Source organism: Helicobacter pylori (assembly GCF_006440215.1).
Classification (GTDB): domain Bacteria; phylum Campylobacterota; class Campylobacteria; order Campylobacterales; family Helicobacteraceae; genus Helicobacter; species Helicobacter pylori_CS.
In genome coordinates this window covers 34,974-58,851 of the sequence record NZ_VEZH01000009.1, presented here as the reverse complement: position 1 = coordinate 58,851, position 23,878 = coordinate 34,974, and the positions used below count along the sequence as shown (strand labels likewise).

Genomic DNA, 23,878 nt, shown 5'->3' with positions numbered 1-23,878 from the left:
AAGTATCATTTTTATAGCGTATTTAAGGAAGGTGAATGCAGAAGTTTTTCTCTCGTTTTAGAAGGTGGGCGTTGCCCTTTTATTTTGTGAGCGCTTTAGCAGCGATTGATATTGATGAAGTAACAGAAGCTCAAGCTAACAGCATTAAATTAAGCGATCAGTTGGTAAGCCTGAGCGATAAGCTTTTAGAAAAAGCGGTGGATAGGGGGCGAAACACCGATCACTTAAAAGATCTTAACGATTTGCATGAAAAAATCAAACATTTGCGCTTGATCTTAGAGCCTAAACCTAAGGATAAAGAAAATAATCCTAACTTAAAAGATCATCAAGGCTCTGAAACGATTGAAATCGGCGAAGCGATTAAAAAGGCTTTAGGCGAGCCGGTATTCCCCCAAGACGCGCTAGATGCCGCTTTGCAAATTGACAAACAGCTGGATTCTTTCAAGCAGGATAGTTTGGTTGATGTTAAGCCCTTAAAAGATGTTTTATCCCAGCTAGAAACCGAATTGAGAAAAGCCATTGATTTCCAAAAACAATGGCTCAATTCCACCAAGCCTAATTGATAGGGTTTAAAAAAAGAACTTCAAACTCACTATGAGATTGCTCCTGTCTTGTGTGTTCGCCTTAAAGGCTTTATCAAAAGGGCTAGTGAGATTATTAGTCTTATAGCCAGTGTGCATGCTCACCGCATAGTATTGTAAATTCACATCAACGCTAGCAAAAGAACCCCATTTATAACCCAAGTGCAAGTCAATGGATCTTTCGCTCGCTCTAGTGGCGTAAGTGTATCGGCCTAAAATACCCCATAAAAATCTTTTATGCACGCCCCCACCAAAGACATATCCGCTAACAGAGTCTGCGGTAACAGCGTTACTAAAAACCAAACCATAAACGCTGTTACTTCTTATATCAAAAGGGATCGGGTTACCATACCAGCCAATCCTTGCGTTAGCGTTGCCAAAATTTTGGTAATAACCAAAGCCAAAGTTAAACTCGTTGCAGTCAAAGCGTTGGTGGATCAAAAGCGATGCCCCCCATTCGCCAATCTTAGAGTTACGCCAATACACATCGTATAAATCTTTAGCATAAACGGGGAAAATCACATTGATAAGGGTTTGAGATCGTAACCCTAAACCTCTAAATTTCGGGTTGCTATCAATATGGATTTTAATCCCGGGCGCTTCGTAAGTTTTGGGTGAAAAATAAAAAAAGGGCGTGGCTTGAACATGTTTGCTAGAAAAATAGAGTTGCACCGCATGGATGCCATAATCAACGTCTTTTCTGCCGTCTTCAGTAACAATAGGGGCATACCAATCTCGTATCCATTGCCCCATAGCCAAAGCCCTCCCAAAAGAGCTGAACCATTTTAACGACACCTTAGGTTTGATTTTATATTCTACTTCAAAACCCTCTGTATAACCGCTCATAAAATCCATGTTAGAGAGGTAACGCCCTAGTTTTAAATGGAATTTATCGCCATAAGAATAAAACAAATAGGAATTATACAGCACATAATTACGGGTGTGAGCGTCAGATTCTATGCGAGAGTCTTTCCAAGGAGCGTCGCCTAAATACCCCCACCAACGCCCTATGAAGTAATAAAGTTCTGATCCATAGACTTGATTTGTGGCTTGGTCTATGAGCGTTTTGGTAGAATCATAAGCGAGCGCTCCTAAAATCCCGCCAACGCCTATTTTTAAGCTGTGTTTTTCAATGTTTTTAGGGAGCGGATTGGAATCCACTTGAAGCTTGATCGTGGCGGTTACAAAAGTGGCTGTAGGGAAAATCCCTTCCTTGGAATTGAGTTTGGAATGGTTAAACCCCACTTTAGAAAAAGATTCCGCTACCCCGCTGAACTTATAATCAAAAGCCAATAAAGGGCTTTGATTGTAAAGAATGGAAACAAACAATAGAGATAATTTTTGAAATTTTAACACAGAATAACCTTTGTTCAATTTTCGCTCGCATCATATTCCAATTTTATTAAAAAACCCATTAAAAATGAAAGTGTTTAAATAATTATCTAAATATTATTCTTTTTTGGTTGCGCTTTCATTTTTTATCGGCTCAATCGGCTCAAAAGAATACCCTAAAGCCTGATAAATTTGATTGTGGTAACGGACTTGATTGTCTTCTAAACTTTCCTGAAAAGATTTTTTAAAATGCGGATCCAGCGTGTTTAAAAACACCTCTAGCCCTATCGCACTGGAATAATTCACCCAATCATGCCTTAAATCGCTTTCCAATAAGGAGGCGTATTCTACAAGCGTTTCATCGCTATTTTGCAAGGCATTGACAATGAATAAATTTTTTCTGTCTTTGGGCTGGGTGAGTAAGAGTAAAGAGGGGTTGAAATTGATTTGTGTGGAAAGGATTTTAAAGGGCTTGTATTCTAAAAGCCCTATTTGAGAAAGAATCAGACCGCTTTTAGTGGTAGGGGTGTTTAAAATCAAAATAGAATTTTTAAAAAACGCATCGTTTTTTCTAAAATTTTTAGAAAAACTGGTGGCTTGTTTGTAAGAAATATTTTCTTGGTGTTTGACTTCAATGTTTAAAGACTCCGTGATTTGCCTCAAGCGTTCGCCTATTAAGCCATCATCATCGTATTCAATCACGGGCGAATTAGGGCTAATGAAAGCCGTGAGCATGCCTAATTGCTCTTTATAGTCAATCCCCCCAAAATACAAGTGCTCGCTTAAAGAACGATCAGTTTGATTTTCTAATTGCGCTCTATTCACCGTAGGCACATAAGTAGGGGTGCTGATGGTGGTGTTTTGGAGCAAATTTTCCACGCCCTCTTTAGTCAATAAGGCTATCACAAAAGGGAATTTTTCTTTTTCAATTTCTTTATAGGTTTGCTCTAATTTTTCAGGGCTTTCTTCATCGCTGTCAAAGACTTGGATATTGAAATCGTTGTTTCTGGTGTTCAAATACGCTAAAAGGGTGTTCATCACCGAAATCGCATAACGCCCCACCACCTTTTTAGGCAGTAAAATGGCTAATTCAATCTTAGGTTCATAGCTGTCTTTAGCTGGAGTTTGAGAAGCGATGAATACGGGGTTGAGTTTATTGAGTATGTCTTTGTAATAAGTTTTAAGACTCTCATCTTGGTTGTTGTTATCGTATTGAGAAACAAAAGAAAAGATTTGATTTTGCAGCATCAAGTCTTTCAAGCATTCCAAAGAGCAAGGCTCTGTCTTAATGATTTGCTGGTGTGCTGGGGGCAAAGGGGAAAACAGATAGCTTTTAGCGTTCAAGCTTATCGCGCAAAAAGTTGAAACAATCAGCGCAAGGCGTTTGAAAAATCTTTTTTTTAAGGCGTATGGCATTTTTTAATATCTTTTAAACTGAATTTCCTAAAATTTTATTATAGGATATTTAACCCTAACAAAGAAACTAATCCCGCCCCTACAATCCAACAAGAGAATTTTTTTAAGGCGTGCGAGATTAAACGCGCTTTTTAAATACTCAAACTCTATAAAACCCCCATTACAAGGACACAGAGCGAGAACCAAACCCCCCAACTTTAATTCCTTCAGCCATTAAAGGATTGCATTAAAGGATTGCATCATTGAATGGCGCATGCTTTCATGTTTTTGATTATCCCCTAGCGCCAATTATAGATATAAGGCCTTAAGCTAATGCAGTAATCTCTAGTGCTTAATATATCCTTACGCATATCCCCTAATTGCCCAGACAACACTTCTTGCACTTTTCTTAGATTGTTAATCTCAGTGTTTTGCGCGCTGATGACTTTTTTTAAGTCCCTTATCTCTTTAATCAAATCCGCATTACTGATCGCTTTATCGGCTTGCGCTGGATCCGCGCTTAAAAAAGCCAACGCCACACACCAACCCACAACGATTTTTTTCACCGCCACTCTCCTTTTTTATCTTCTCTCTCAACACTCAGCCATAGCTCTAAATAAAAGGGATCGCCCCTTTTAATAAAACTAGAGCCTGAAATTCTCCATTAAGTTAAAGTTCATGTAGCGATAGATCTTGTCTTTTTGGCTCTCTAGCTTTTCGCTCACTAAATTCATGTATTCTTCTTTAGTAGGGATTCTCCCTAGTAAAGCACACGCCGCCCCAAGCTCTGCGCTACCTAAATACACTTTAGCCCCTCTACCCATACGATTATCAAAATTCCGTGTGGAAGTAGAAAAAACGACCGCATTATCCCTAACCCTCGCTTGATTGCCCATGCACAAGCTACAGCCTGGGACTTCAGTCCTTGCCCCAGCAGCCCCAAAAATCGCATAATAGCCCTCATTAATAAGCTCTTGTTCATCCATTTTACTGGGCGGCACTACCCAAAGACGTGCTTGACTGGGAGGAGCGTTTTTAACGATTTCGCCAAAGGCTCTAAAATGCCCGATATTCGTCATGCAAGAGCCAATAAACACTTCATCAATAGCGTGCGGTCTCTTGCCGGTCGTATCCGCTAAAACTTCGCTCAAAGTAGCGACATCATCAGGGTCATTAGGGCATGCCAAAATAGGCTCAGTGATTTCTGCCGCATCAATTTCAATGACAGCGGCGTATTGAGCGTTACTATCTGGCTCTAACAATACCGGATTATCCACCCAAGCTTGCATCGCATCTCGGCGTTTTTTCAAAGTCTCTTTGTCTTCATAACCGCTCGCAATCATCTCATCAATCAGCTTGATATTGGATTTCAAGTATTCAATCATCGGCTCTTTATTCAAACGCACCACGCAAGCAGCCGCACTCCTTTCCGCGCTCGCATCGCTTAGTTCAAAAGCCTGCTCCATTTTAATATCAGGCAAGCCTTCAATCTCTAAAATACGCCCGTTAAAGACATTGATTTTACCTTTTTTCTCCACCGTGAGCAACCCTTTTTTAATGGCATAATAAGGGATCGCATTCACTAAATCCCTTAAGGTGATCCCAGGATTCATTTCCCCTTTAAAACGCACCAACACGGATTCTGGCATGTTCAAGGGCATCGTGCCTGTAACCGCTGCAAAAGCGACTAACCCGCTCCCTGCTGGGAAACTAATGCCTAAAGGGAAACGAGTGTGGCTATCCCCCCCTGTACCTAAAGTGTCAGGCAATCCCATGCGATTTAGCCATGTATGGATCACGCCATCGCCCGGATGCAACGCCACACCGCCTCTTTGAGTGATAAAGCTAGGCAAGGTTGCATGCAAACTCACATCGCTAGGTTTTGGGTAAGCGGCGGTATGGCAAAAACTCTGCAACACAAAAGGCGCATCAAATTTCAAACTCGCTAATTCTTTAACCTCATCTCTGGTCATCGCCCCTGTGGTGTCTTGACTGCCCACGGTGGTAACCTTTGGCTCACAATAAGTCCCAGGTAAGATCCCTTTTACCCCACAAGCATGCCCTACAATTTTTTGGGCTAAAGTGTAGCCTTTAGCGTCGCTTTTAGGAGCGGCTGGTTTTTTAAACGCTTCAGATTCGCCTAGCCCTAAAAATTTACGTGCTTTATTCGTCAAACCCCTACCAATGATTAAAGGGATACGCCCAGAAGCCCTAACTTCATCTAATAAAGTTTCAGGCTCTAATTTAAAAGTGCTAACCACCTTATCGTTCAGCGTGATTTCGCCTTTATAAGGATAGATTTTAATCAAATCGCCCTCTTTTAAATCCTTAACATCAGCCACAATGGGTAACGCCCCGCTATCTTCACAAGTCGCAAAGAAAATCGGAGCGATCACCCCCCCAATCACAATGCCCCCACTCCTTTTATTAGGCACAAAAGGAATGTCCTTACCAAAATGCCACATGATAGAGTTTGTCGCGCTTTTTCTAGAGCTTCCTGTGCCAACCACATCGCCCACATACGCTACAGGAACGCCTTTAGTTTTAATAGCTTCAATGCGTTGTTCGTAATTTTCAATCCGGTTTTTTAGCATGGCTTTAGCGTGTAAAGGAATATCGCTTCGTGTGAAAGCATCGCTCGCTGGGCTTAAATCATCGGTATTGGTTTCGCCATCAATCTTAAACACGCACGCTTCAATGCATTCATTCAAAGGCTCTTTATTCAAAAACCATTCGGCATTTGCCCAAGACTCTAACACTTCTTTAGCCAGAGCGTTAGTTTTGCTCATTGCGGCGATCTTATCAAACGATCCATAGACTAAAAGAGTGGTTTTTAACGCTTTCGCACTCTCTTTAGCGATGTTTTTGTCTTGACTCTCTAATCCCATAATCAAAGGCTCTACATTATACCCCCCAAGCATCGTGCCTAAAAGAGTGGTCGCTTCTAAAGCGCTAATATGCGCGCATTCTAGTTTTTTTTGAGACAACTGGGCTAAAAATTCTGCTTTCACTTTCGCCCCCTCATCAACCCCAGGGCTTACTCTGTGAATGAGTAATTCTTTAGCGAAAGCGGCGTTTGTGGGATCTTTTGTTAAAATCTCAACGACAGCTTGAACTTGTTTAGCGCTTAAGGGGAGTGGCGGGATACCCTCACTTTCTCTTTCTGAAACGCTTTTTTTATAATCTTCTAAAAAATCTTTCATCATTTCTCCTTTTTAAATAGCATTATTTACTAATGCCCTAATCATTTGCCCCATGATAACAAAACTCTTTTTACTTTTAGTTAAGTTGTAAGAAACTTTAGCTACCATGCGATACAAAAAAGGATTTTAAGTGCGTTTTGGTAAAATTGATTATTTAAACATGCTCCCTTTTGATGTGTTTATCAAATCCTACCCCACCCCTTGTTATTTCAAACAATTCTTACGGCTTAAAAAAACCTACCCTTCCAAACTCAATCAAAGTTTTTTATTCAGGCGTATTGATGCGGGCTTTATTTCTTCTATCGCCGGCCATTCATTCGCTCTTCATTCCTATTCTCTAGGCATTGTCGCTTATAAAGAAGTTTTAAGCGTGCTGGTTGTGGATGCAAAAAACGCTTTTGATAAAGAAAGCGCTTCTTCAAACGCCCTCTCTCAAGCGCTAGGGTTAAAGGGCGAAGTTTTAATCGGCAATAAAGCGCTGCAATTTTATTATTCCAACCCTAAAAAAGATTTTATAGATTTAGCCGCTCTTTGGTATGAAAAAAAACGCTTACCGTTTGTTTTTGGGCGTTTGTGCTATTATCAAAACAAGGATTTTTACAAGCGCTTGTCTTTAGCTTTCAAACATCAAAAAACAAAAATCCCTTACTACATCCTTAAAGAAGCCGCTTTAAAAACCAACTTGAAACGCCAAGATATTTTAAACTACTTGCAAAAAATTTACTACACTTTAGGCAAAAAGGAACAATCAGGCCTTAAAGCGTTCTATCGTGAATTGTTATTCAAACGCATTCAAAAACCCAAGCGTTTTTAGTGATCCGCTGAGAGTGATCCGCTGAGAATGTAGGCTTAAAATTTAGAAAGGGTGTTTTTAAGCAAGATTAGGTTACAATCACAAGTTTTATTAAAATTTTATTAATTAATTAAGAAGGGATCATGCAAGCAAAGATAAAAAACAAGCGGGTTTTGGTGAAATTTTCTGGGGAAGCGTTAGCTGGGGACAACCAGTTTGGGATTGACATTCATGTGCTAGATCACATCGCTAAAGAGATCAAAAGTTTAGTGGAAAACGATATTGAAGTGGGTATTGTGATTGGTGGAGGCAATATCATTAGGGGGGTTAGCGCGGCTCAAGGGGGGATTATCAGGCGCACCAGTGGGGATTATATGGGCATGTTAGCCACCGTGATTAATGCGGTAGCCATGCAAGAAGCTTTAGAGCATATCGGCTTGGACACAAGAGTGCAGAGCGCGATTGAAATCAAAGAGATTTGTGAAAGTTATATTTACAGGAAAGCGATCAGGCATTTAGAAAAGGGTAGGGTGGTGATTTTTGGCGCTGGCACGGGAAACCCGTTTTTCACTACGGATACGGCGGCCACTTTAAGAGCGATTGAAATCGGATCGGATTTAATCATTAAAGCGACTAAAGTGGATGGCATTTACGATAAAGACCCTAACAAATTTAAAGACGCTAAAAAATTAGACACTTTAAGCTATAACGATGCCTTGATAGGGGATATTGAAGTGATGGACGATACCGCTATTTCTTTAGCTAAAGACAATAAGCTCCCCATCGTGGTGTGTAACATGTTCAAAAAAGGGAATTTATTGCAAGTGATCAAGCACCAACAAGGCGTGTTTTCTATGGTAAAATAAGCCCTTTAAAATTGGATAGAGCTCAAAATAAAAGGATCAGTTTGAAAAAAGAGAGAACAGAGAGTTTAGTCGCTCAAGCCTTAAAAAATATTGGGAACGACCGCTACATGCTAGATAATTTAGTTTTCGCTCGTGTGAAGCAATTAAACGCCGGAGCCAAAACTTTAGTGAATATGGATCCTAAGCGTCATAAATTAGTGGATATTGCCATTAGAGAAATCGCTGAAGGGAAAATTGATATAGACAGGATAGATGAACGAAATTGATAAATCCGTTGATATCGGATTCTTACGGATTTTGGATGTTATTAAAAAAGTTACGACCCCAAAGGGTGGCATTGAAATCTTAAGGACTTTAATTGATTTCACGCCCAAGATTGAAAACGCCCTAAATTTAGCGACCAAAAGCCATAAGGGGCAATACCGAAAGAGCGGCGAGCCTTATATTGTCCATCCTATTTGTGTGGCAAGCTTGGTAGCGTTTTGTGGGGGCGATGAAGCGATGGTGTGCGCTGCGCTTTTGCATGATGTGGTAGAAGACACGCCTTGTGAGATTGAAACGATTGAGCGAGAATTTGGGCAAGATGTGGCTAATTTAGTGGATGCGCTCACTAAAATCACTGAAATCAGGAAAGAAGAATTAGGCGTGAGCTCTCAAGATCCCAGAATGGTGGTCTCAGCACTCACTTTCAGAAAGATTTTAATTAGCGCGATACAAGATCCAAGAGCCTTAGTGGTGAAGATTAGCGACAGGTTGCACAACATGCTCACCTTAGACGCCTTGCCTCATGACAAGCAGGTGCGTATTTCTAAAGAGACTCTAGCGGTGTATGCCCCCATAGCGAGCCGATTGGGCATGTCTTCAATCAAAAATGAATTAGAAGACAAGAGCTTTTATTATATTTATCCAGAAGAGTATAAAAATATCAAGGAATATTTGCACAAAAACAAGCAGTCTTTACTCTTAAAACTCAACGCTTTTGCGAGCAAGTTAGAAAAAAAACTTTTTGATAGCGGGTTTAGCTATTCGGACTTTAAACTCGTTACAAGGGTGAAGCGCCCTTATTCTATCTATCTTAAGATGCAACGGAAGGGCGCAGTTAATATTGATGAAATTTTGGACTTGTTAGCCATTAGGATTTTATTGAAAAATCCGATTGATTGCTATAAAGTTTTAGGGATCATCCATTTGAATTTCAAACCCATTGTTTCTCGTTTTAAAGATTACATCGCTTTACCCAAAGAAAATGGCTATAAGACAATACACACGACCATTTTTGATGAATCTTCTGTTTATGAAGTGCAGATCCGCACCTTTGATATGCATATGGGGGCGGAGTATGGTAATTCAGCCCACTGGAAGTATAAAGCTGGAGGCGTGGATAATGAAGATCATCATGAGGGCATGAGGTGGTTGCAAAATTTTAAATACCATGACAGCGATTTGAAAAACGACCCTAAGGAATTTTACGAACTCGCTAAGAACGATTTGTATCGTGAAGATATTGTCGTTTTTTCGCCCCATGGGGACACTTACACCTTACCGGTGGGAGCGATTGCTTTAGATTTTGCTTACATGGTGCATAGCGATTTGGGCGATAAAGCCACGGACGCTTATATCAATAGCAAAAAAGCCTTACTCAATCAAGAATTAAGGAGTGGGGATGTGGTTAAAATCGTTAAAGGCGATAAAATAATACCTCGTTTCATTTGGATGGATCAGCTTAAAACTTCTAAGGCTAAAAACCATTTGCGCATCCAAAGAAGAAACCGCTTGAAAGAAATTGACACTAAGAGCATGATCAATATCTTAGCGACTTTTTTTGGGCGCTCTGTTTTTGAAGATGTGGATTTGAAAGATTATAAAAACTTTGAAGAGAAATTAACCGATTGCGGGGTAGAGATTACTTTAACAGAAGCGATGAAAAGCTTTGAAAATTTAGCCAAACTCACTGAAGAAATTGAAAATAAGGTGTTTTCTTTAAAAGAAGATGCGATTTTAGAATACCAAGAGATGAGTTTATGGACTCGAGGTTTAAGGTATTTGGGTTTTAAAACCAGCGTTTTGAATTTTTTAACCCCAAACCGGCAGTGGCAGTGTAAGGAATTAGAACATTTTAGCGTTTGTTCCAGCAACGCTTTAGAAATCAAACAGGTGTTGTTAAATGATTGTTGTTACCCTAAATACGGCGATGAAATCATTGCGATTGTAACGGATTTAAAAGATCCAAAAGCGGTTGCACACCATAAATTTTGCAAAAAAGCGATGGCGGAAGTGGACGCTAAAGTGCCTATGGTTTATATAGAATGGCACAAGCGGGATCGAACGATTTATAAAATGATGTTTTATTTAGGCGAAAAAAAGTCGGTTTTAGCGGGTTTATTGACTTTTTTAAACAGGAATGAATGCAATATTGTGGGCGTGTCTTATTTGGGCTATAAAGACAAGTATTCTAGCCATTGTGAAGTGAGTTTTGAAATAGCCACGGATAAGGCGGATTGGATCAGAGCTTTAATCAATCGCAAATATCAAGATAGGATTGTAGAATTATCCAGTCTGGATGATGCTTATGAATCATAATAAGCCCTAATTAAGGAATGAACATGGAACAAAAAATCGCTATCGCCTTAAAAGAGATCGCTAGAGGCGCTAATGAAATCATTGGGTTAGAATACATTGAAAAGCTAGTGAGGAAATATTATGAAACCAATGAACGCTTTATCGTTAAAGCCGGATTTGATCCTACCGCTCCAGATTTGCATTTAGGGCATACGGTATTGATCCAAAAACTAGCCTTATTGCAGCAATATGGGGCTAGGGTTAAGTTTTTGATTGGGGATTTTACCGCTATGATAGGCGATCCTACGGGGAAAAATGAAACAAGAAAACCCTTAAACCGGGAGCAAGTCTTAGAAAACGCTAAAACTTATGAAGAGCAAATCTATAAAATTTTAGATCAAAGACACACCGAAGTGTGCTTTAATTCCACTTGGTTGGATACTTTAGGCGCAAAGGGCATGATAGAATTGTGTGCGAAGTTTTCAGTCGCTAGAATGCTAGAAAGGGACGATTTTGCTAAACGCTACAAAGAAAACCGCCCCATTAGCATCGTGGAATTTTTATACCCTTTGCTGCAAGGCTATGATTCAGTGGCGATGGGTGCGGATATTGAGCTTGGGGGCAATGATCAAAAGTTTAATTTGCTGGTGGGGCGCTTTTTGCAACGGGCTTATGGTTTGAATAAAGAGCAATCTATCATCACCATGCCTTTATTAGAAGGGCTTGATGGGGTGCAAAAAATGAGTAAAAGCTTGGGGAATTATGTGGGGATCACGGAAGAGCCTAATGCGATGTTTGGGAAGATCATGAGCGTGAGCGATGATCTTATGTGGCGATACTACACCCTTTTGAGCGCTAAGACTTTAGAAGAAATTGAAGACTTAAAACATGGTATTTTAAATCAGACCTTGCACCCTAAAGCCGTTAAAGAAGATCTCGCTAGTGAAATCGTGGCTCGTTATTATGACAATGATCAAGCATTCAAGGCGAAAGAGCAATTTTCTAAAGTGTTTAGCGCAAACCTTTTGCCCGAAATTTTATCAGAAAGCGATTTTGATGAGGGGGTTGGGATCTTAGATGTGTTAAAACAGATTGGCTTTTGCCCATCCACTTCACAAGCCAGGCGCGATATTCAAGGGGGAGGGGTAAAGATTAATCAAGAAGCGGTAAAAGATGAGAGTTATCGTTTTGTTAAAGGAAATTATGTTATACAGCTTGGTAAGAAAAGATTTATGAAATTAAATATTAACTAATATTAAGGAAAGAGCTATGGTATCAACACTCAAACCGCTAAAAATCGGTAAGCACACCATAAAATTCCCTATCTTTCAAGGGGGAATGGGTGTGGGGATTAGCTGGGATGAACTAGCTGGAAATGTTGCCAAAGAAGGGGCTTTAGGAGTGATTTCAGCCGTAGGGACTGGTTATTATAAAAACATGCGTTTTGTAGAAAGGATTGTGGCTAAAAAACCCTTTGAAGCCTTGAATTTTTACTCCAAAAAAGCGTTGAATGAGATTTTTGCAAACGCTAGAAAGATTTGCGGGAACAAGCCTTTAGGAGCGAATATTTTATACGCTATCAATGACTATGGTCGTGTTTTAAGGGACTCTTGTGAAGCGGGAGCGAATATCATTATTACAGGGGCTGGCTTGCCCACTAACATGCCTGAATTCGCTAAGGATTTTAGCGATGTGGCGCTCATCCCTATTATTTCTTCAGCGAAGGCTTTAAAAATCCTTTGTAAAAGATGGAGCGATCGGTATAAAAGAATCCCGGACGCGTTTATTGTGGAAGGGCCTTTGAGTGGGGGGCATCAGGGCTTTAAATACGAAGATTGTTTCAAAGAAGAATTCCGATTAGAAAACTTAGTGCCTAAAGTCGTGGAAGCTTCTAAGGAATGGGGGAATATCCCTATTATCGCTGCTGGGGGGATTTGGGATAGGAAAGATATAGACACCATGTTAAGTCTTGGAGCGAGTGGGGTGCAGATGGCGACTCGTTTTTTAGGCACGAAAGAATGCGACGCTAAAGTGTATGCCGATCTTTTGCCCACGCTCAGCAAAGAAGATATTTTACTCATTAAATCGCCTGTAGGCTATCCGGCTAGGGCTATTAATACTGGGGTGATCAAACGTATTGAAGAGGGTAACGCACCCAAAATCGCATGCGTGAGCAATTGTGTAGCGCCTTGTAACAGGGGTGAAGAGGCTAAAAAGGTGGGCTATTGTATCGCTGATGGTTTGGGGCGCAGTTATTTAGGGAACAGAGAAGAGGGGCTTTATTTTACCGGGGCTAATGGCTATAGAGTGGATAAGATTATCAGCGTGCATGAATTGATTAAAGAGCTTACAGAGGGTTAATTTGTAGTGCTTGTGAGGTTAGGGGTTGTCGCATGTCTTTTTTGGTTGCATTTTGCTTGTGCTACAACCCTTAAAATTACCAACATTGTGCCTTTTGGCTCTAGCAGTGTTAAAATCTCGTTCAATCAAGAAATTAAAAAATTCAAAGAAGTTTCGCTCAAAAATTTTAAGAGTTATTTGGAATTAGAAGCGATCCTAACCATTCCTAAAAAGCATTACCAATTTTCTAAACAATCGTCCATCACGATCGCGCAATTTAGCCCTAAATTAGCGCGAGTGGTCATTAGCCACGCTCCTAAGATGACTTATGAAGTTAAAATCCTTAAAGACAAACTCTATGTTTCTATCGTGGAGAAAAAGCCCTTAACAAGGCATCAAATAGCACCAAAACCACCCAAACACCATGCGCTAAAACACCCCACACCTAAACCCGCCCCTAAATCTATTAAAAAAGAGGCTAAAGAGAAAACGCCAACTAAGCATGCGCATTCAAAACACGCGCATTCTCCATTGAACGAAAGGAACGCTAAAAAAGAAATTCCTAAAAAAGAAGCGGAAAATGAGAGCAAGAACCAAGTCTTTATAGCAGAAAAAAATGATACTTTCATCAAAACCAAGCGCAAAAAACACAAAAAAATCGTTTTAGACGCTGGGCATGGGGGGAAAGATTGCGGGGCGATGAGCGCGAATTTGGTGTGTGAAAAAGACATTGTTTTAGAAGTGGTGAAGTTTTTGCATAAAGAGCTTAAAAAAAGAGGCTATAGCGTTTTATTGACAAGGGATAAAGACATTTACATTGATTTAGTGGCCCGAACGGAATTAGCCAATAAAAAAAGCGCGGATTTATTCATCTCAGTGCATGCCAATTCCATCCCTAAACGCTCCACCTCTAACGCCCATGGCATAGAAACTTATTTTTTATCCACCGCAAGGAGTGAAAGGGCTAGGAAAGTGGCTGAGCAAGAAAATAAAGACGATGTAAATTTAATGGATTATTTTTCTAAAAGTTTGCTTTTAAATTCATTGAACACGCAGCGATTGATTGTCTCTAACAAACTGGCGATTGATGTGCAATACGGCATGCTCCAAAGTATCCGCAAAAATTACCCTGATGTGGTGGATGGGGGCGTGAGAGAGGGGCCTTTTTGGGTGTTAGCCGGGGCTTTAATGCCTTCAATCTTAATAGAAATTGGTTATAATTCCCATGCGATAGAATCTAAACGCATCCAAAGCAAACCGTATCAAAAAATCTTGGCTAAGGGCATTGCTGATGGCATTGATAGTTTCTTCAGCAAGAATGATTAGGCAATGATTAGGTTGTAGATGAATTTTTATCAAAAAATATACACGCATAAAGTCGTTTTTTCTTCATTGTTTTTTTTGTTGTTTTTGTTCAATGTGGAAACTTTATTGCTTTCGCATTTCAGCGATGATTTTTCGCAATTGTTTTTTTTGTTTGAAAACCATGTTTATGATTTCATTGTCAAATTAGATTACTTGGGGCTAATAGGCGTTTCTTTAATTTATCTGCTTGTGCTTATTCTAAAGCCTTTCACCCTCACGCGCCAAAAATGCGCTTGCGTAGGGATCTTATGCCTTTCTTTCTACGCTTGGAATTTTCCTGTTAAACATTCTTTAATAGCGCTTTATATTTTCTATTTTGCACTGTTAGCGACTTTATTGTGGCGTTTTTTAGGGGCTAGCATGAAGCAATCTTTCTTGCCCTCTATGAATATTTGCATCGTGTGGATTTTTGCTTCTTCTTTACAGAGTTTTAGATTTTTAAACGTGTCTGATTGTGTGGATTTTTCCCTTTTTATACTCGCTCTTATTTTATTGATACTGGTTTTAATCTATCATAAACGCCTTTTTGGGTTGTATGAATACGCTAACACGCTTATTTTGATCGTGGGGCTTAGCGTGGTGGTGCTATGCTCTAGCATGTTCATTCAAACTAAAGAATACTATGGCATGCGATTGGGTTTTTACTTTTTAGGCTTGTTGGGGTGGCTTTTAGAATACATCCATAACACTTTAAGGCGTTTGGAGCATAAGATTTAAAGCTCAAATAGGGATAGCTAAAGTTTTTTGAGTGTCCTTGATTGAGTGTCTTTTTAGGGCTTAAAAGCGGGTTTAAAAATCTTAAAGAGATTTAATGATCTTTTGTTTTTGGCGTTCTTGTTCTAATTTAGCCACTTGCGCAAAGACAATCGCTACCGCTTCAAACAATTCTTCTGGTATGGTAGCGTTTAATTTCACATCTCTATAAAGCTCTCTAGCGAGCGTTTTATTTTCTATAATTTCTATGTCATGCTCTCTAGCGATACCCTTAATCCTAATGGCTAAATAATCCGTGCCTTTAGCGACTACCACAGGCACTGGGTGTTCTTCATCAAATTTGAGAGCGACGGCATAATGGGTAGGGTTAGTAACCACGACATTGGCTTTAGGGATTTCTTGCATCATTTTATTCGTGGCGTTTTTCACCATCATTTGGCGGATTTTGGCTTTGATTTCTGGGTTCCCTTCTTGTTGTTTGTATTCGTCCTTAACTTCTTGTTTAGTCATTTTTAAAGAGTTGGTGTATTGGCGGCGTTTGATCGCTAAATCTATAAAAGCCAAGACAAAAAATAAAAATAAAAGCGAAGAAATGAGCAGTAACGCCTTGCTTTTAAACCACAATAACTGGCCTTGCAAATTCAAAAGAGCCGCATGGTTTAATTCCCCTAAAAATAAGGAAAAGATGAAAAACCCCAGAAAAAAAGCTAAAAAAACTTTTAAGGTGATCAAACTCCCATCAAGGAGCTTTTTTAAAGAAAAAAGGTTTTTGACGCCATTGATAGGGTTGATTTTAGAAAATTTAGGCTCAATGACTTTAGGGGCAAAGAGCCAGCCAAATTGCAAGACATTAGATAAAAACGCCACCACCACTAAAATGATTAAAACAGGTAAAAGCAATAAAAAAGTGTCTTTAGCCAGTTGGTTAAACAGCTCTTGAACGCTTTCTTTACTGAAATCTAGGGAAAAATCTTTCAACACATGGCGATACATTTCGCTAAAGCCATCCACCCACCATATAAAAAAAACAAAAATACTCACTAGCCCAGCCAATAACCCTAAAACCCCCACCACTTCCATGCTCTTAGGCACATTGCCTTCTTCTCTGGCTTTTTGGATTTTTTTCGCGCTAGGGAGTTCGGTTTTTTCTTCTTCAGCCATTGGCCCTCTTTTTTAAAATTTGAACGGCTAATTCATAGTCTTTTAGGGTGTTGAGGTTTAAAAATTCTTCTTCTTGATTAAAATGGATAGCGATAGAAGAGGTGTTTTTCACAAGATCGCTCAAGCGATAATTTTGTGTTTTAAGGGCGTAACAAAGAGCGTTAAGGGTATTTTGATGCCACAGAGAAATCAAATAATGTTCTTTTGTAGGGCTTTTAGCATAGACTACGCTAAAGTTTTTAATCCCACAAAGAGCCTTAATGCTCTCAAAGGACACTAAAGGTGCATCTATGGCGATAAAAAAAATATAAGGGGTTTGCAGCGTTAAAAAAGCGTTATGAATGCCAAAAAGGGGTGAAAAAAGGCCGCTCTCTTTTTCTAAAAGATAGGGAGCGTTTAATTCGTAAGATTTTTTCGCGCTGATAATGACTTGTTTAAAAAGTTTTAAAAGGCGCGAGTATTGGTATTCTAAAAGGCTAGGATACGATTTTAAAGGCGCAAGAGCCTTATTGATTTGAACGTCATTGATGATGAAACGAGAGCTTTTGCCCCCAGCTAATAAAACGCAAGGAATGTTATCAATGATAGGGTTTTTCAAAAGATTTATCCATGTTTGATGTTGTTAAGTTATGGTTTATTATGTTACACTAAAAGCTTAAATAAAGGGCATAAGGGATAAAGGGAGTGTTAGTAGATAGTTTTAATAGGGTTATTGATTATATTAGGGTGTCTGTAACCAAACAATGCAATTTCAGGTGTCAGTATTGCATGCCTGCTACGCCATTAGATTTTTTTGATGATGAAGAATTATTGCCTTTGGATAATGTTTTAGAATTTCTTAAAATTGCCATTGATGAGGGCGTTAAAAAAATTAGAATCACGGGTGGGGAGCCGCTATTACGCAAGGGTTTAGACGAGTTTATCGCTAAATTGCACGCTTATAATAAGGAAGTGGCGTTAGTTTTAAGCACTAATGGTTTTTTACTCAAAAAAATGGCTAAGGGTTTAAAAGATGCCGGGTTATCACGGGTGAATGTTTCATTGGATTCTTTAAAAAGCGATAGGGTTTTAAAAATCTCTCAAAAAGACGCTCTTAAAAATACTCTGGAAGGGATTGAAGAGTCCTTGAAAGTGGGTTTAAAACTCAAATTAAACACGGTTGTGGTGAAAAGCGTTAATGATGATGAAATCTTAGAGCTTTTAGAATACGCAAAAAACAGGCATATACAAATCCGCTACATTGAATTTATGGAAAATACGCATGCTAAAAGTTTGGTTAAAGGCTTGAAAGAGGAAGAAATTTTAGATTTGATCGCTCAAAAATACAAAATCATTGAAACAGAAAAACCTAAACAAGGGTCTTCTAAAATCTACACGCTAGAAAATGGCTATCAATTTGGCATTATCGCTCCGCATAGCGATGATTTTTGCCAATCTTGCAATCGTATCCGTTTGGCTTCTGATGGCAAGATTTGCCCATGTTTATACTATCAAGACGCCATAGACGCTAAAGAAGCGATCATGAATAAGGATACAAAAATGATGAAAAGGCTTTTAAAACAATCTGTCATCAATAAACCAGAAAAAAACATGTGGAATGATAAAAATAACGACACTCCCACAAGGGCGTTTTACTACACAGGGGGGTAGGGGAGTAAAATATTTATCATTTTAAACCTTTTTATTAAAAATAAGGCGGTTTGTTTAGGATTTTTGGTTATAATGGCTAGGATCAAACGATAAGGAGGTCTTTATGGAAAAAGTCCTAGCGTTTTTTATTTCCGGCTTTTTTAGTTTCCGGTCTTTCGGGGGGGAGGGGTTACTTATAAGCCTACCCTAAATTTTTTAGAATCCCCCAAATCTCTCGCTCTTTTTAAATCTCTCGTTTTTGGAGTTGAGCCATGAAAAAAGATCGAGAGAAAAAACAAAAATACAGCAACATTACAGATGCCACTATCATGGGTTCAACTAGCGAAGAGAGTGCACTTTATGCTAGCGCGAATAGAGAGCATCTGTCTGTCTTGGATAAATTGGAAGAGATCTCAAAAAGGAAGATAAACCCTAACTATACTAATCAAAATATCAACCAACAGGCAGGCTATTCTGCGGAAATCAAAGAACAAGCCCATGTTAATGCGAATAATATCCTTGCAGGAAAAATGGGAAGGTTGCGTCAATATGATGATCTTTCTAGCACGCAAAAGGCTCAGATCGGAGAGCGTTTCCCAGACTATGCCACGCCCAGTAAGAACCACGAAATCGTGGATTATGCCAATGTGGATAAAAAGGGGAATGTCATTCCTGGAACGCTCACGCAAAGTAAATTTGTGGGCAGAAATGGTGCGGAGTGTTTTGAAAAATTCTTATCCAAAGATTATGAAAAATACTTTGAAAATGGCGTGAAGGTGAAAATCCCTGAGGATTTTTTTGGGGATTTTCAAAAAGAAGCTAATATTACGATCAAGAGTTTGGAATCTCAGATCGCCAAACAAAAGAGTTTTGGCAATTTCCAAAAAGCCAATATTTTAGAGAGAAGACTCCAAAAATGCAAAACAATCAAAGCCAATACAAGGTCTGCGAGCATCACTAAAGCAGAGGCGATTGAAGCCAGATTGAACCCAAATCTCTCCACTGCCAAAGATGTTACCAGCGTTTCGCATCAAGCAGGAATGAACGCCGCACAAACCGGTGCGTTGATAGGTGGTGGGGTCTCAGCAATAACAAATATCTATGAATGTATCGCAAATGGCAAGGATCCTATGAAGGCGATCAAGCACACCGCCATTGCTACCCTAAAGGGTGGAGTGCTTAGTTATGGTAGCGCGTTTGCAAGCTCATCTTTGGGAGGTTTGATGCAAAGCAGCGCTAATAAAGTCATCCAAAGCCTTGGCAAGGGTTCAGTGCCTGCAATGATTGTGGGTGCTTGTGTGGCAAATGCTACGGTTTTAACTCGCTATTTTTCTGGAAAGATTGATGGGAAAGAGCTTCTTAAACAGCTTGGGAAAGCCAATACCACTCTTGTAAGTAGTGGGGCTATGGCAGTTGCTGGTCAAGTGCTCATCCCCATTCCTGTGGTTGGGGCGTTGGTTGGGGGCTTTGTGGGTGCGATTCTGAGTGAAACTTTTTTTAACGCTTTTCTAAAGGCTAGAGAAGAGGCTAAATTGGCGCGCCAAAGGCGTATTGAGATTGAAAGAGAATGCCGTGAACTCATCAAGCTGTTAGAGACGTATCAAAATCAATTTAATGAAGTGTTTGAGCGATATTTTCATGAAACCACCAAGTTTTTCAATCAGAATTTTGATGAGCTTGAGCGTGCGCTTTATGCAGGCGATGCGGATTTGGCCATAGGAGTCAATAATAAGATTCAAGAAAGACTAGGTCAAAAGGCGTTATTTGATAATTCCAAAGAGGGTTGGGAATTGATTACTAGTAATAAAGACATAAGAATGTAAAGGAGAAAACATGCCATTACCATTTATTTTAGGAGGGTTAGCCCTAGCGGCAGCAGGATACGGATTTAAAAAAGGGATTGATGCGCTTGATGCCGATTGCGAAGCTGATGAATTTATCAAAAAGGCAGAGAGTTTAAAAGAGGAAGCAAAAAGAAAAGTTGATAATGCGCAGTCTAGTCGCAATCAAGCTTTAGTGAGATTGGGTAAGAAAAAACTCCGTGTTTTAAGTCATAGCGTTTCAAACTTTTTGGATCATTTCCACCAATTGAAACACAGTAGGATCACTATTGAAGGTATCAACATGCAAGACATTCAATGCCAGGTTTCAGACGCACGAAACCTCCTTAACCAACTTAATGCCAACGGTATTGATGGAGACTCTGCTCCAGGAGTGATTGCAGGCTTTGGTAGTTTAGGTATTTCTAGTTTTACTACTGGTGCTATTTTGGGTGGAGGGCTCGCTGCGAGTGGTCTTGCGGGTATGGCAGTACTTGGAGGCTTGTTAGCAGCTCCTGCACTCGCTATTTTGGGGGCTATTAGTGCTGATGAAATGGAAAAAAAGCGAGACGATGCCAAGGCTTATTACTCTCAAGTTGAAGTAGCCGTCAAAAAAGCGGATGTGATGGTTGATCAGTTTCAAGCCGTTAGGAAAATGGCAGATCTTTTCATCGAACAGATTACAAGATTTGAGAAGATATTCTTCTCGCTCTCCATAGATGCTATTAGTACGATGAAAAAGCATCACTACGATACCTCTCGTTACAATCAAAAAGAAAAAGATCAGCTCTGCGTTACCGTTTCAACGCTCTCTAGTTTGAGTGCTTTTTTGAAAGCGCCTATCATGGACGAACACCAAAAGCTCAATGAAAAAGCGCAAAACGCTCTCAATCTCATGCGAAATCAGATGAATGCCCTAGAAAGCGGGCAAAAAAGTGGGCATTATAATGTGGCGATGATCCAATCCAAGCAAAAAGGTCTTGAAAACTTGTGAAAAGGGATCGCTTGGGGGCTTGAAAGATGAAGGGCTTTAAAGGTGAGGATATAAAAAGATGAAAGAATCACAAGAAAAGCTTGATCGTTTCCCTTGCACCTCTTGTGGGCTGTGCTGTAAAAATATCACCGGGATTGCTGAGCTTATTGGGTTTGATGCTGGCAATGGGGTGTGCAAGTTTTTGGATTTAGAAACGAATCTGTGCAAGATTTATGAATCCCGCCCGTTAATTTGCAGGGTTGATGAAGCGCACAAAAAGCTTTATTCTCATATCCCACTGAAGGAGTTTTATGCTAAAAACGCAGAGGTTTGCAACGCTTTGCAAGAAGCAAACCATATGGATGTGAGTTTTAGGGTTATTATTACGGAATAGACTAAAAATAGCTCTATTTTCATTAAATATGAACACTCAAAGTCTTATTATTAAAAAAAGGGGTTTTAGTTATTCTATTTTATGATAAAACTCATTCTCTTAATGGGATAGGGGTATTTTGAAATAATTCCCCCTACAACCCCCAACTAAAAACCCCTAATTCAAGAAGACCGCTTTTTAAAGCTATCACTTGACTAGCGTCAAGCTCTTTACTATTGATTGTAAAAAATGCTAATAACTTTTTAAATTTGGTTATTGATATCCTATAAAAACAGACTCTATTTCACCAATAGTTCTACGATTATAAACAATAATTGATTGAAGTATAAAAAATCTATAAGTTTGACTTTTTACAAAAAACTTATTATAATAGGTAGCATATTACTCAACTAGGGTCTCATTTATTCCTGGTCCTAGTTATCCATGTAAAAAGGATAAAAATTATGAACCATACACAAAAAACAGCAATTTTCGTTGATTTTGAAAATTTGAGAATAGGTGTTTTTGAAAAAACATGGAGAAAAAAAACTCTTTTTTAATTACAACAATAATCCACAGAAAGTTGTAGATTTTTGTAATTTATGTGTTTTTGACAGTTACCATGAGAAAGACTTGTTAAATCTATATAGAATATTCTTTTACACAGCAAAACCACTAGATAGTCATTCCAAAAAGAAAGATATACTGAATTTCTTGTCAACACTAGAACGCTTAAATCATACTGCTTTGAGACTTGGGAAGCTTGTTAAGCGTGGTGATGAGGAAATTCAAAAACAAGTAGATATGCTCCTTGGAATAGATATGTTAGAAATTTCCTTAAAACATTTTGTAGAAAAAGTGGTTTTAATAGGATATGACTCTGATATGTCTCCGGCTTTAAAATTGGCTAGAACAAATGGAATTCAAACAGAAATTATTCTTTTTGAAGATCTCGAACAAAAAATAGAGAGTAGCCTTACTAAACATTGTGATTTTATCAAAAAAGTAAGAATAGAAGATATATATAATAAATTAGGCATTAAAAACGACAATATAATTAATAGGTGCTCAGAATAAGGTTATAGGAGTTTAAAACTCCTATTTTACTATATTGGTAATAACTTCTATATTATTTTTGCAATGTTTTAATCTTAATTCTTCGAATAAATCTTTCAAAAGGTGCTTTATCATCGCCCTTATAGAAAACATTGAACTCATCATAAGGTTGCTTAATCATACTGTTCATGTTATACTTATGCATTTGGTATAGTTGTATTTTTTATTGTTCCACAAACACCGCATCAACCAAGTCTTCTATAAAGCGTTCTTCATCAAAAGCGATCAAATCGTCTTCTTTTTCGCCCATTCCTAAATAAAGAATGGGTAATTTCAACTCATACAGCACGCTTAAAATCGCTCCGCCTTTAGAAGTGCCATCAAGCTTAGTCATGATCACGCCGTCTAGTGCCAAAGTCTCATGGAAAATCTTCGCTTGCGTTAGCCCAGAACTCCCTTGCGTGCCGTCTAAAATAAGGAATTTATAAAAGGGGGCGTCTTTTAAAACTTTAGAGCAGGTGCGCGCGATTTTAGAAAGCTCGTTTTTAAGGTTGGTCTGGTTGTGCAGCCTCCCGGCGGTGTCTATAAAAACTTCATCTATATTTTTAGCGATCGCGCTTTCTATGGTGTTGTAAGCTAGAGAGCTTGGATCGCTCCCTTCTTTAGCGCTAATGACTTGAATGTTAAGCTTTTCGCCCCATAACTGGAGCTGTTTGACTGCGGCCGCTCTAAAGGTATCGCCTGCCCCTAAAAGCGCTTTTTTATGCTGTTTTAAAGAGAGCTTGGCGAGTTTGGCGATCGTGGTGGTTTTGCCCGCCCCATTAACCCCAACGATTAAGTGCACTAAGGGCTTTGTGGTGATAGTTTTTAGGCGGGTTTTATCATAATAACTTTCCCCACGCACAAAACGCAACAAAGCGACTTCTAATTGCTTGGGCGTAACCAAATCGCCTAAATGCTGTAACAAGTTCTCTATCAAATCGTATTGGATGTCAAAGCCGATCAAAATTTCTTCTAATTCCTCTTTAGGAATATTTTCACGCTTTTTTTCTTTAACCTCTTCGCCTTTAATTTTATTGACAATTTTTTTGAAAAAATTAAACATAATTTTTAATCCTTTAAGTGTGAAATATCAAATTGGAGCATTTCTGCTGGCACGATCCCCTGATACATTTTAATCAATTGGTGTTTGTCATATAAGAGCATGTTAAAAGAATGGTTTAAAGTGTTATGGTTTAAATGATCAAAAAGAGCGGTATCTTTAGGGTTTAAAATCATCAAATCAGTTTGAGAAGGCACAATAAAGTCTTTGATTGCATCGCTTGAATAGGGTTGATTGAGTAAAATAAGCACCCTCAAACGATCTTTAAAAGTTTTTTTTAAGACGTTAAAGGTGGGGGCGTAATCTTTTAAAGAATTATCTAAAGCACTTAAAATCAATAGGGTAGGGGTGTTGGAATCCGGGCTGATATTGAGAGAATCTAAATCGCCTGTAATCGTGTATTCTTGGTTATTCAAATCCATAGCGGTGTAGGTTTTAGGGCTATCTTGTTGGGTGGTATTGTTTTGAGAATCTTGAGGTTTTTGGGAATTTTTACAAGCGTTAAAACCCAACAAAACGATCAAAACCAGCGCGATAAAACGCAAAAAATAAGCCTTAATTCTCATTATAAACACATCCTTAAGAATAATAAAATGGTAACTAATAACCTAAAATT

22 protein-coding genes are annotated in these 23,878 nt (G+C 39.0%); 14 read left to right on the top strand and 8 right to left on the bottom strand.

From position 1 onward, the window contains the following. The first annotated feature begins 35 nt into the window (after window positions 1-35). Window positions 36-563, top strand: coding sequence for a hypothetical protein (locus tag FIM44_RS05550; protein ID WP_140579363.1), 528 nt, complete (start codon window positions 36-38; stop codon window positions 561-563). Between the two features lie 6 nt (window positions 564-569). Here the strand turns inward: FIM44_RS05550 and hofE are convergent, their stop codons facing one another. From hofE to acnB, 4 genes are all read right to left on the bottom strand, one after another. Continuing rightward, window positions 570-1,937: an outer membrane beta-barrel protein HofE gene (gene hofE / locus FIM44_RS05545; protein WP_140579362.1), complete on the bottom strand. Its 1,368-nt coding sequence runs from the start codon at window positions 1,935-1,937 to the stop codon at window positions 570-572. Between the two features lie 93 nt (window positions 1,938-2,030). Continuing rightward, complete coding sequence (locus FIM44_RS05540) at window positions 2,031-3,329, bottom strand: IS701 family transposase (RefSeq protein ID WP_140579361.1); 1,299 nt, start codon at window positions 3,327-3,329, stop codon at window positions 2,031-2,033. A gap of 278 nt (window positions 3,330-3,607) precedes the next feature. After that, complete coding sequence (locus tag FIM44_RS05535; RefSeq protein ID WP_194148703.1) at window positions 3,608-3,874, bottom strand: hypothetical protein; 267 nt, start codon at window positions 3,872-3,874, stop codon at window positions 3,608-3,610. Window positions 3,875-3,952: 78 nt separating this feature from the next. Beyond that, on the bottom strand, window positions 3,953-6,511 hold the full coding sequence (acnB, locus tag FIM44_RS05530) for a bifunctional aconitate hydratase 2/2-methylisocitrate dehydratase (protein WP_194148702.1): 2,559 nt from the start codon (window positions 6,509-6,511) through the stop codon (window positions 3,953-3,955). 130 nt (window positions 6,512-6,641) lie between these two features. On the opposite strand from acnB, the gene FIM44_RS05525 reads away from it, so the two are divergent. The 8 genes from FIM44_RS05525 (at window position 6,642) to FIM44_RS05490 (ending at window position 15,151) form a co-directional block, all read left to right on the top strand. Continuing rightward, on the top strand, window positions 6,642-7,325 hold the full coding sequence (locus FIM44_RS05525; RefSeq protein ID WP_140579358.1) for an MqnA/MqnD/SBP family protein: 684 nt from the start codon (window positions 6,642-6,644) through the stop codon (window positions 7,323-7,325). Window positions 7,326-7,447: 122 nt separating this feature from the next. Next, window positions 7,448-8,170, top strand: a complete 723-nt coding sequence (gene pyrH, locus FIM44_RS05520) for a UMP kinase (RefSeq protein ID WP_001148056.1) — start codon at window positions 7,448-7,450, stop codon at window positions 8,168-8,170. Window positions 8,171-8,211: 41 nt separating this feature from the next. After that, entirely contained in the window at window positions 8,212-8,436 is a 225-nt protein-coding gene (locus tag FIM44_RS05515) for a DNA-directed RNA polymerase subunit omega (protein ID WP_000712202.1), read from the top strand. Then, window positions 8,423-10,750: a RelA/SpoT family protein gene (locus FIM44_RS05510; RefSeq protein ID WP_140579357.1), complete on the top strand. Its 2,328-nt coding sequence runs from the start codon at window positions 8,423-8,425 to the stop codon at window positions 10,748-10,750. Before FIM44_RS05515 ends, FIM44_RS05510 begins: the two co-directional genes overlap by 14 nt. Window positions 10,751-10,773: 23 nt before the next feature. Then, window positions 10,774-11,982, top strand: a complete 1,209-nt coding sequence (gene tyrS / locus FIM44_RS05505; RefSeq protein ID WP_140579356.1) for a tyrosine--tRNA ligase — start codon at window positions 10,774-10,776, stop codon at window positions 11,980-11,982. A 16-nt stretch (window positions 11,983-11,998) separates the two neighbouring features. Continuing rightward, window positions 11,999-13,090 (top strand): decanoate oxidase/trans-2-decenoyl-[acyl-carrier protein] isomerase FabX, encoded by a 1,092-nt coding sequence (gene fabX, locus FIM44_RS05500; RefSeq protein ID WP_140579355.1) that lies wholly within the window; start codon window positions 11,999-12,001, stop codon window positions 13,088-13,090. A 6-nt stretch (window positions 13,091-13,096) separates the two neighbouring features. Beyond that, window positions 13,097-14,395, top strand: a complete 1,299-nt coding sequence (locus FIM44_RS05495; RefSeq protein WP_140579354.1) for an N-acetylmuramoyl-L-alanine amidase family protein — start codon at window positions 13,097-13,099, stop codon at window positions 14,393-14,395. An 18-nt stretch (window positions 14,396-14,413) separates the two neighbouring features. Beyond that, on the top strand, window positions 14,414-15,151 hold the full coding sequence (locus FIM44_RS05490; RefSeq protein WP_140579353.1) for a hypothetical protein: 738 nt from the start codon (window positions 14,414-14,416) through the stop codon (window positions 15,149-15,151). Between the two features lie 81 nt (window positions 15,152-15,232). On the opposite strand, the gene flhB is transcribed toward FIM44_RS05490, so the two are convergent. Beyond that, a complete protein-coding gene (gene flhB, locus FIM44_RS05485; RefSeq protein ID WP_140579352.1) occupies window positions 15,233-16,309 on the bottom strand; it encodes a flagellar biosynthesis protein FlhB in 1,077 nt (358 codons plus the stop codon). Continuing rightward, window positions 16,302-16,907: a molybdenum cofactor guanylyltransferase MobA gene (mobA, locus tag FIM44_RS05480; protein ID WP_140579351.1), complete on the bottom strand. Its 606-nt coding sequence runs from the start codon at window positions 16,905-16,907 to the stop codon at window positions 16,302-16,304. Before mobA ends, flhB begins: the two co-directional genes overlap by 8 nt. Window positions 16,908-16,993: 86 nt before the next feature. Here mobA and moaA point away from each other — a divergent pair, with 86 nt between their 5' ends. The 5 genes from moaA to FIM44_RS05450 all read left to right on the top strand — a co-directional run bounded on the left by moaA (window position 16,994) and on the right by FIM44_RS05450 (window position 22,181). Next, window positions 16,994-17,959, top strand: a complete 966-nt coding sequence (moaA, locus tag FIM44_RS05475) for a GTP 3',8-cyclase MoaA (RefSeq protein WP_140579350.1) — start codon at window positions 16,994-16,996, stop codon at window positions 17,957-17,959. Between the two features lie 251 nt (window positions 17,960-18,210). Beyond that, window positions 18,211-19,761 carry a hypothetical protein gene (locus tag FIM44_RS05465; protein WP_140579349.1) on the top strand — a complete coding sequence of 517 codons (1,551 nt, stop codon included), beginning with the start codon at window positions 18,211-18,213 and terminating at the stop codon, window positions 19,759-19,761. Between the two features lie 10 nt (window positions 19,762-19,771). Next, on the top strand, window positions 19,772-20,752 hold the full coding sequence (locus FIM44_RS05460; RefSeq protein WP_140579348.1) for a sortase: 981 nt from the start codon (window positions 19,772-19,774) through the stop codon (window positions 20,750-20,752). A 58-nt stretch (window positions 20,753-20,810) separates the two neighbouring features. Beyond that, a complete protein-coding gene (locus FIM44_RS05455; protein ID WP_140579347.1) occupies window positions 20,811-21,125 on the top strand; it encodes a YkgJ family cysteine cluster protein in 315 nt (104 codons plus the stop codon). A 504-nt stretch (window positions 21,126-21,629) separates the two neighbouring features. Beyond that, on the top strand, window positions 21,630-22,181 hold the full coding sequence (locus FIM44_RS05450) for an NYN domain-containing protein (protein ID WP_229763112.1): 552 nt from the start codon (window positions 21,630-21,632) through the stop codon (window positions 22,179-22,181). Between the two features lie 202 nt (window positions 22,182-22,383). On the opposite strand, the gene ftsY is transcribed toward FIM44_RS05450, so the two are convergent. Both ftsY and FIM44_RS05440 read right to left on the bottom strand, forming a co-directional pair. Then, entirely contained in the window at window positions 22,384-23,265 is an 882-nt protein-coding gene (gene ftsY / locus FIM44_RS05445; RefSeq protein WP_140579346.1) for a signal recognition particle-docking protein FtsY, read from the bottom strand. Between the two features lie 5 nt (window positions 23,266-23,270). Next, window positions 23,271-23,828 (bottom strand): hypothetical protein, encoded by a 558-nt coding sequence (locus FIM44_RS05440; protein ID WP_140579345.1) that lies wholly within the window; start codon window positions 23,826-23,828, stop codon window positions 23,271-23,273. Between the last annotated feature and the right edge of the window lie 50 nt (window positions 23,829-23,878).

What these genes read in the sequence shown, in the direction of transcription:
- FIM44_RS05550 (WP_140579363.1), top strand. Translation starts at nt 36, where the DNA reads ATGCAGAAGTTTTTCTCTCGTTTTAGAAGGTGGGCGTTGCCCTTTTAT.
- FIM44_RS05540 (WP_140579361.1), bottom strand. Translation starts at nt 3,329, where the DNA reads ATGCCATACGCCTTAAAAAAAAGATTTTTCAAACGCCTTGCGCTGATT.
- acnB (WP_194148702.1), bottom strand. Translation starts at nt 6,511, where the DNA reads ATGAAAGATTTTTTAGAAGATTATAAAAAAAGCGTTTCAGAAAGAGAA.
- pyrH (WP_001148056.1), top strand. Translation starts at nt 7,448, where the DNA reads ATGCAAGCAAAGATAAAAAACAAGCGGGTTTTGGTGAAATTTTCTGGG.
- FIM44_RS05510 (WP_140579357.1), top strand. Translation starts at nt 8,423, where the DNA reads ATGAACGAAATTGATAAATCCGTTGATATCGGATTCTTACGGATTTTG.
- tyrS (WP_140579356.1), top strand. Translation starts at nt 10,774, where the DNA reads ATGGAACAAAAAATCGCTATCGCCTTAAAAGAGATCGCTAGAGGCGCT.
- fabX (WP_140579355.1), top strand. Translation starts at nt 11,999, where the DNA reads ATGGTATCAACACTCAAACCGCTAAAAATCGGTAAGCACACCATAAAA.
- FIM44_RS05490 (WP_140579353.1), top strand. Translation starts at nt 14,414, where the DNA reads ATGAATTTTTATCAAAAAATATACACGCATAAAGTCGTTTTTTCTTCA.
- flhB (WP_140579352.1), bottom strand. Translation starts at nt 16,309, where the DNA reads ATGGCTGAAGAAGAAAAAACCGAACTCCCTAGCGCGAAAAAAATCCAA.
- FIM44_RS05465 (WP_140579349.1), top strand. Translation starts at nt 18,211, where the DNA reads ATGAAAAAAGATCGAGAGAAAAAACAAAAATACAGCAACATTACAGAT.
- FIM44_RS05460 (WP_140579348.1), top strand. Translation starts at nt 19,772, where the DNA reads ATGCCATTACCATTTATTTTAGGAGGGTTAGCCCTAGCGGCAGCAGGA.
- FIM44_RS05455 (WP_140579347.1), top strand. Translation starts at nt 20,811, where the DNA reads ATGAAAGAATCACAAGAAAAGCTTGATCGTTTCCCTTGCACCTCTTGT.
- ftsY (WP_140579346.1), bottom strand. Translation starts at nt 23,265, where the DNA reads ATGTTTAATTTTTTCAAAAAAATTGTCAATAAAATTAAAGGCGAAGAG.
- FIM44_RS05440 (WP_140579345.1), bottom strand. Translation starts at nt 23,828, where the DNA reads ATGAGAATTAAGGCTTATTTTTTGCGTTTTATCGCGCTGGTTTTGATC.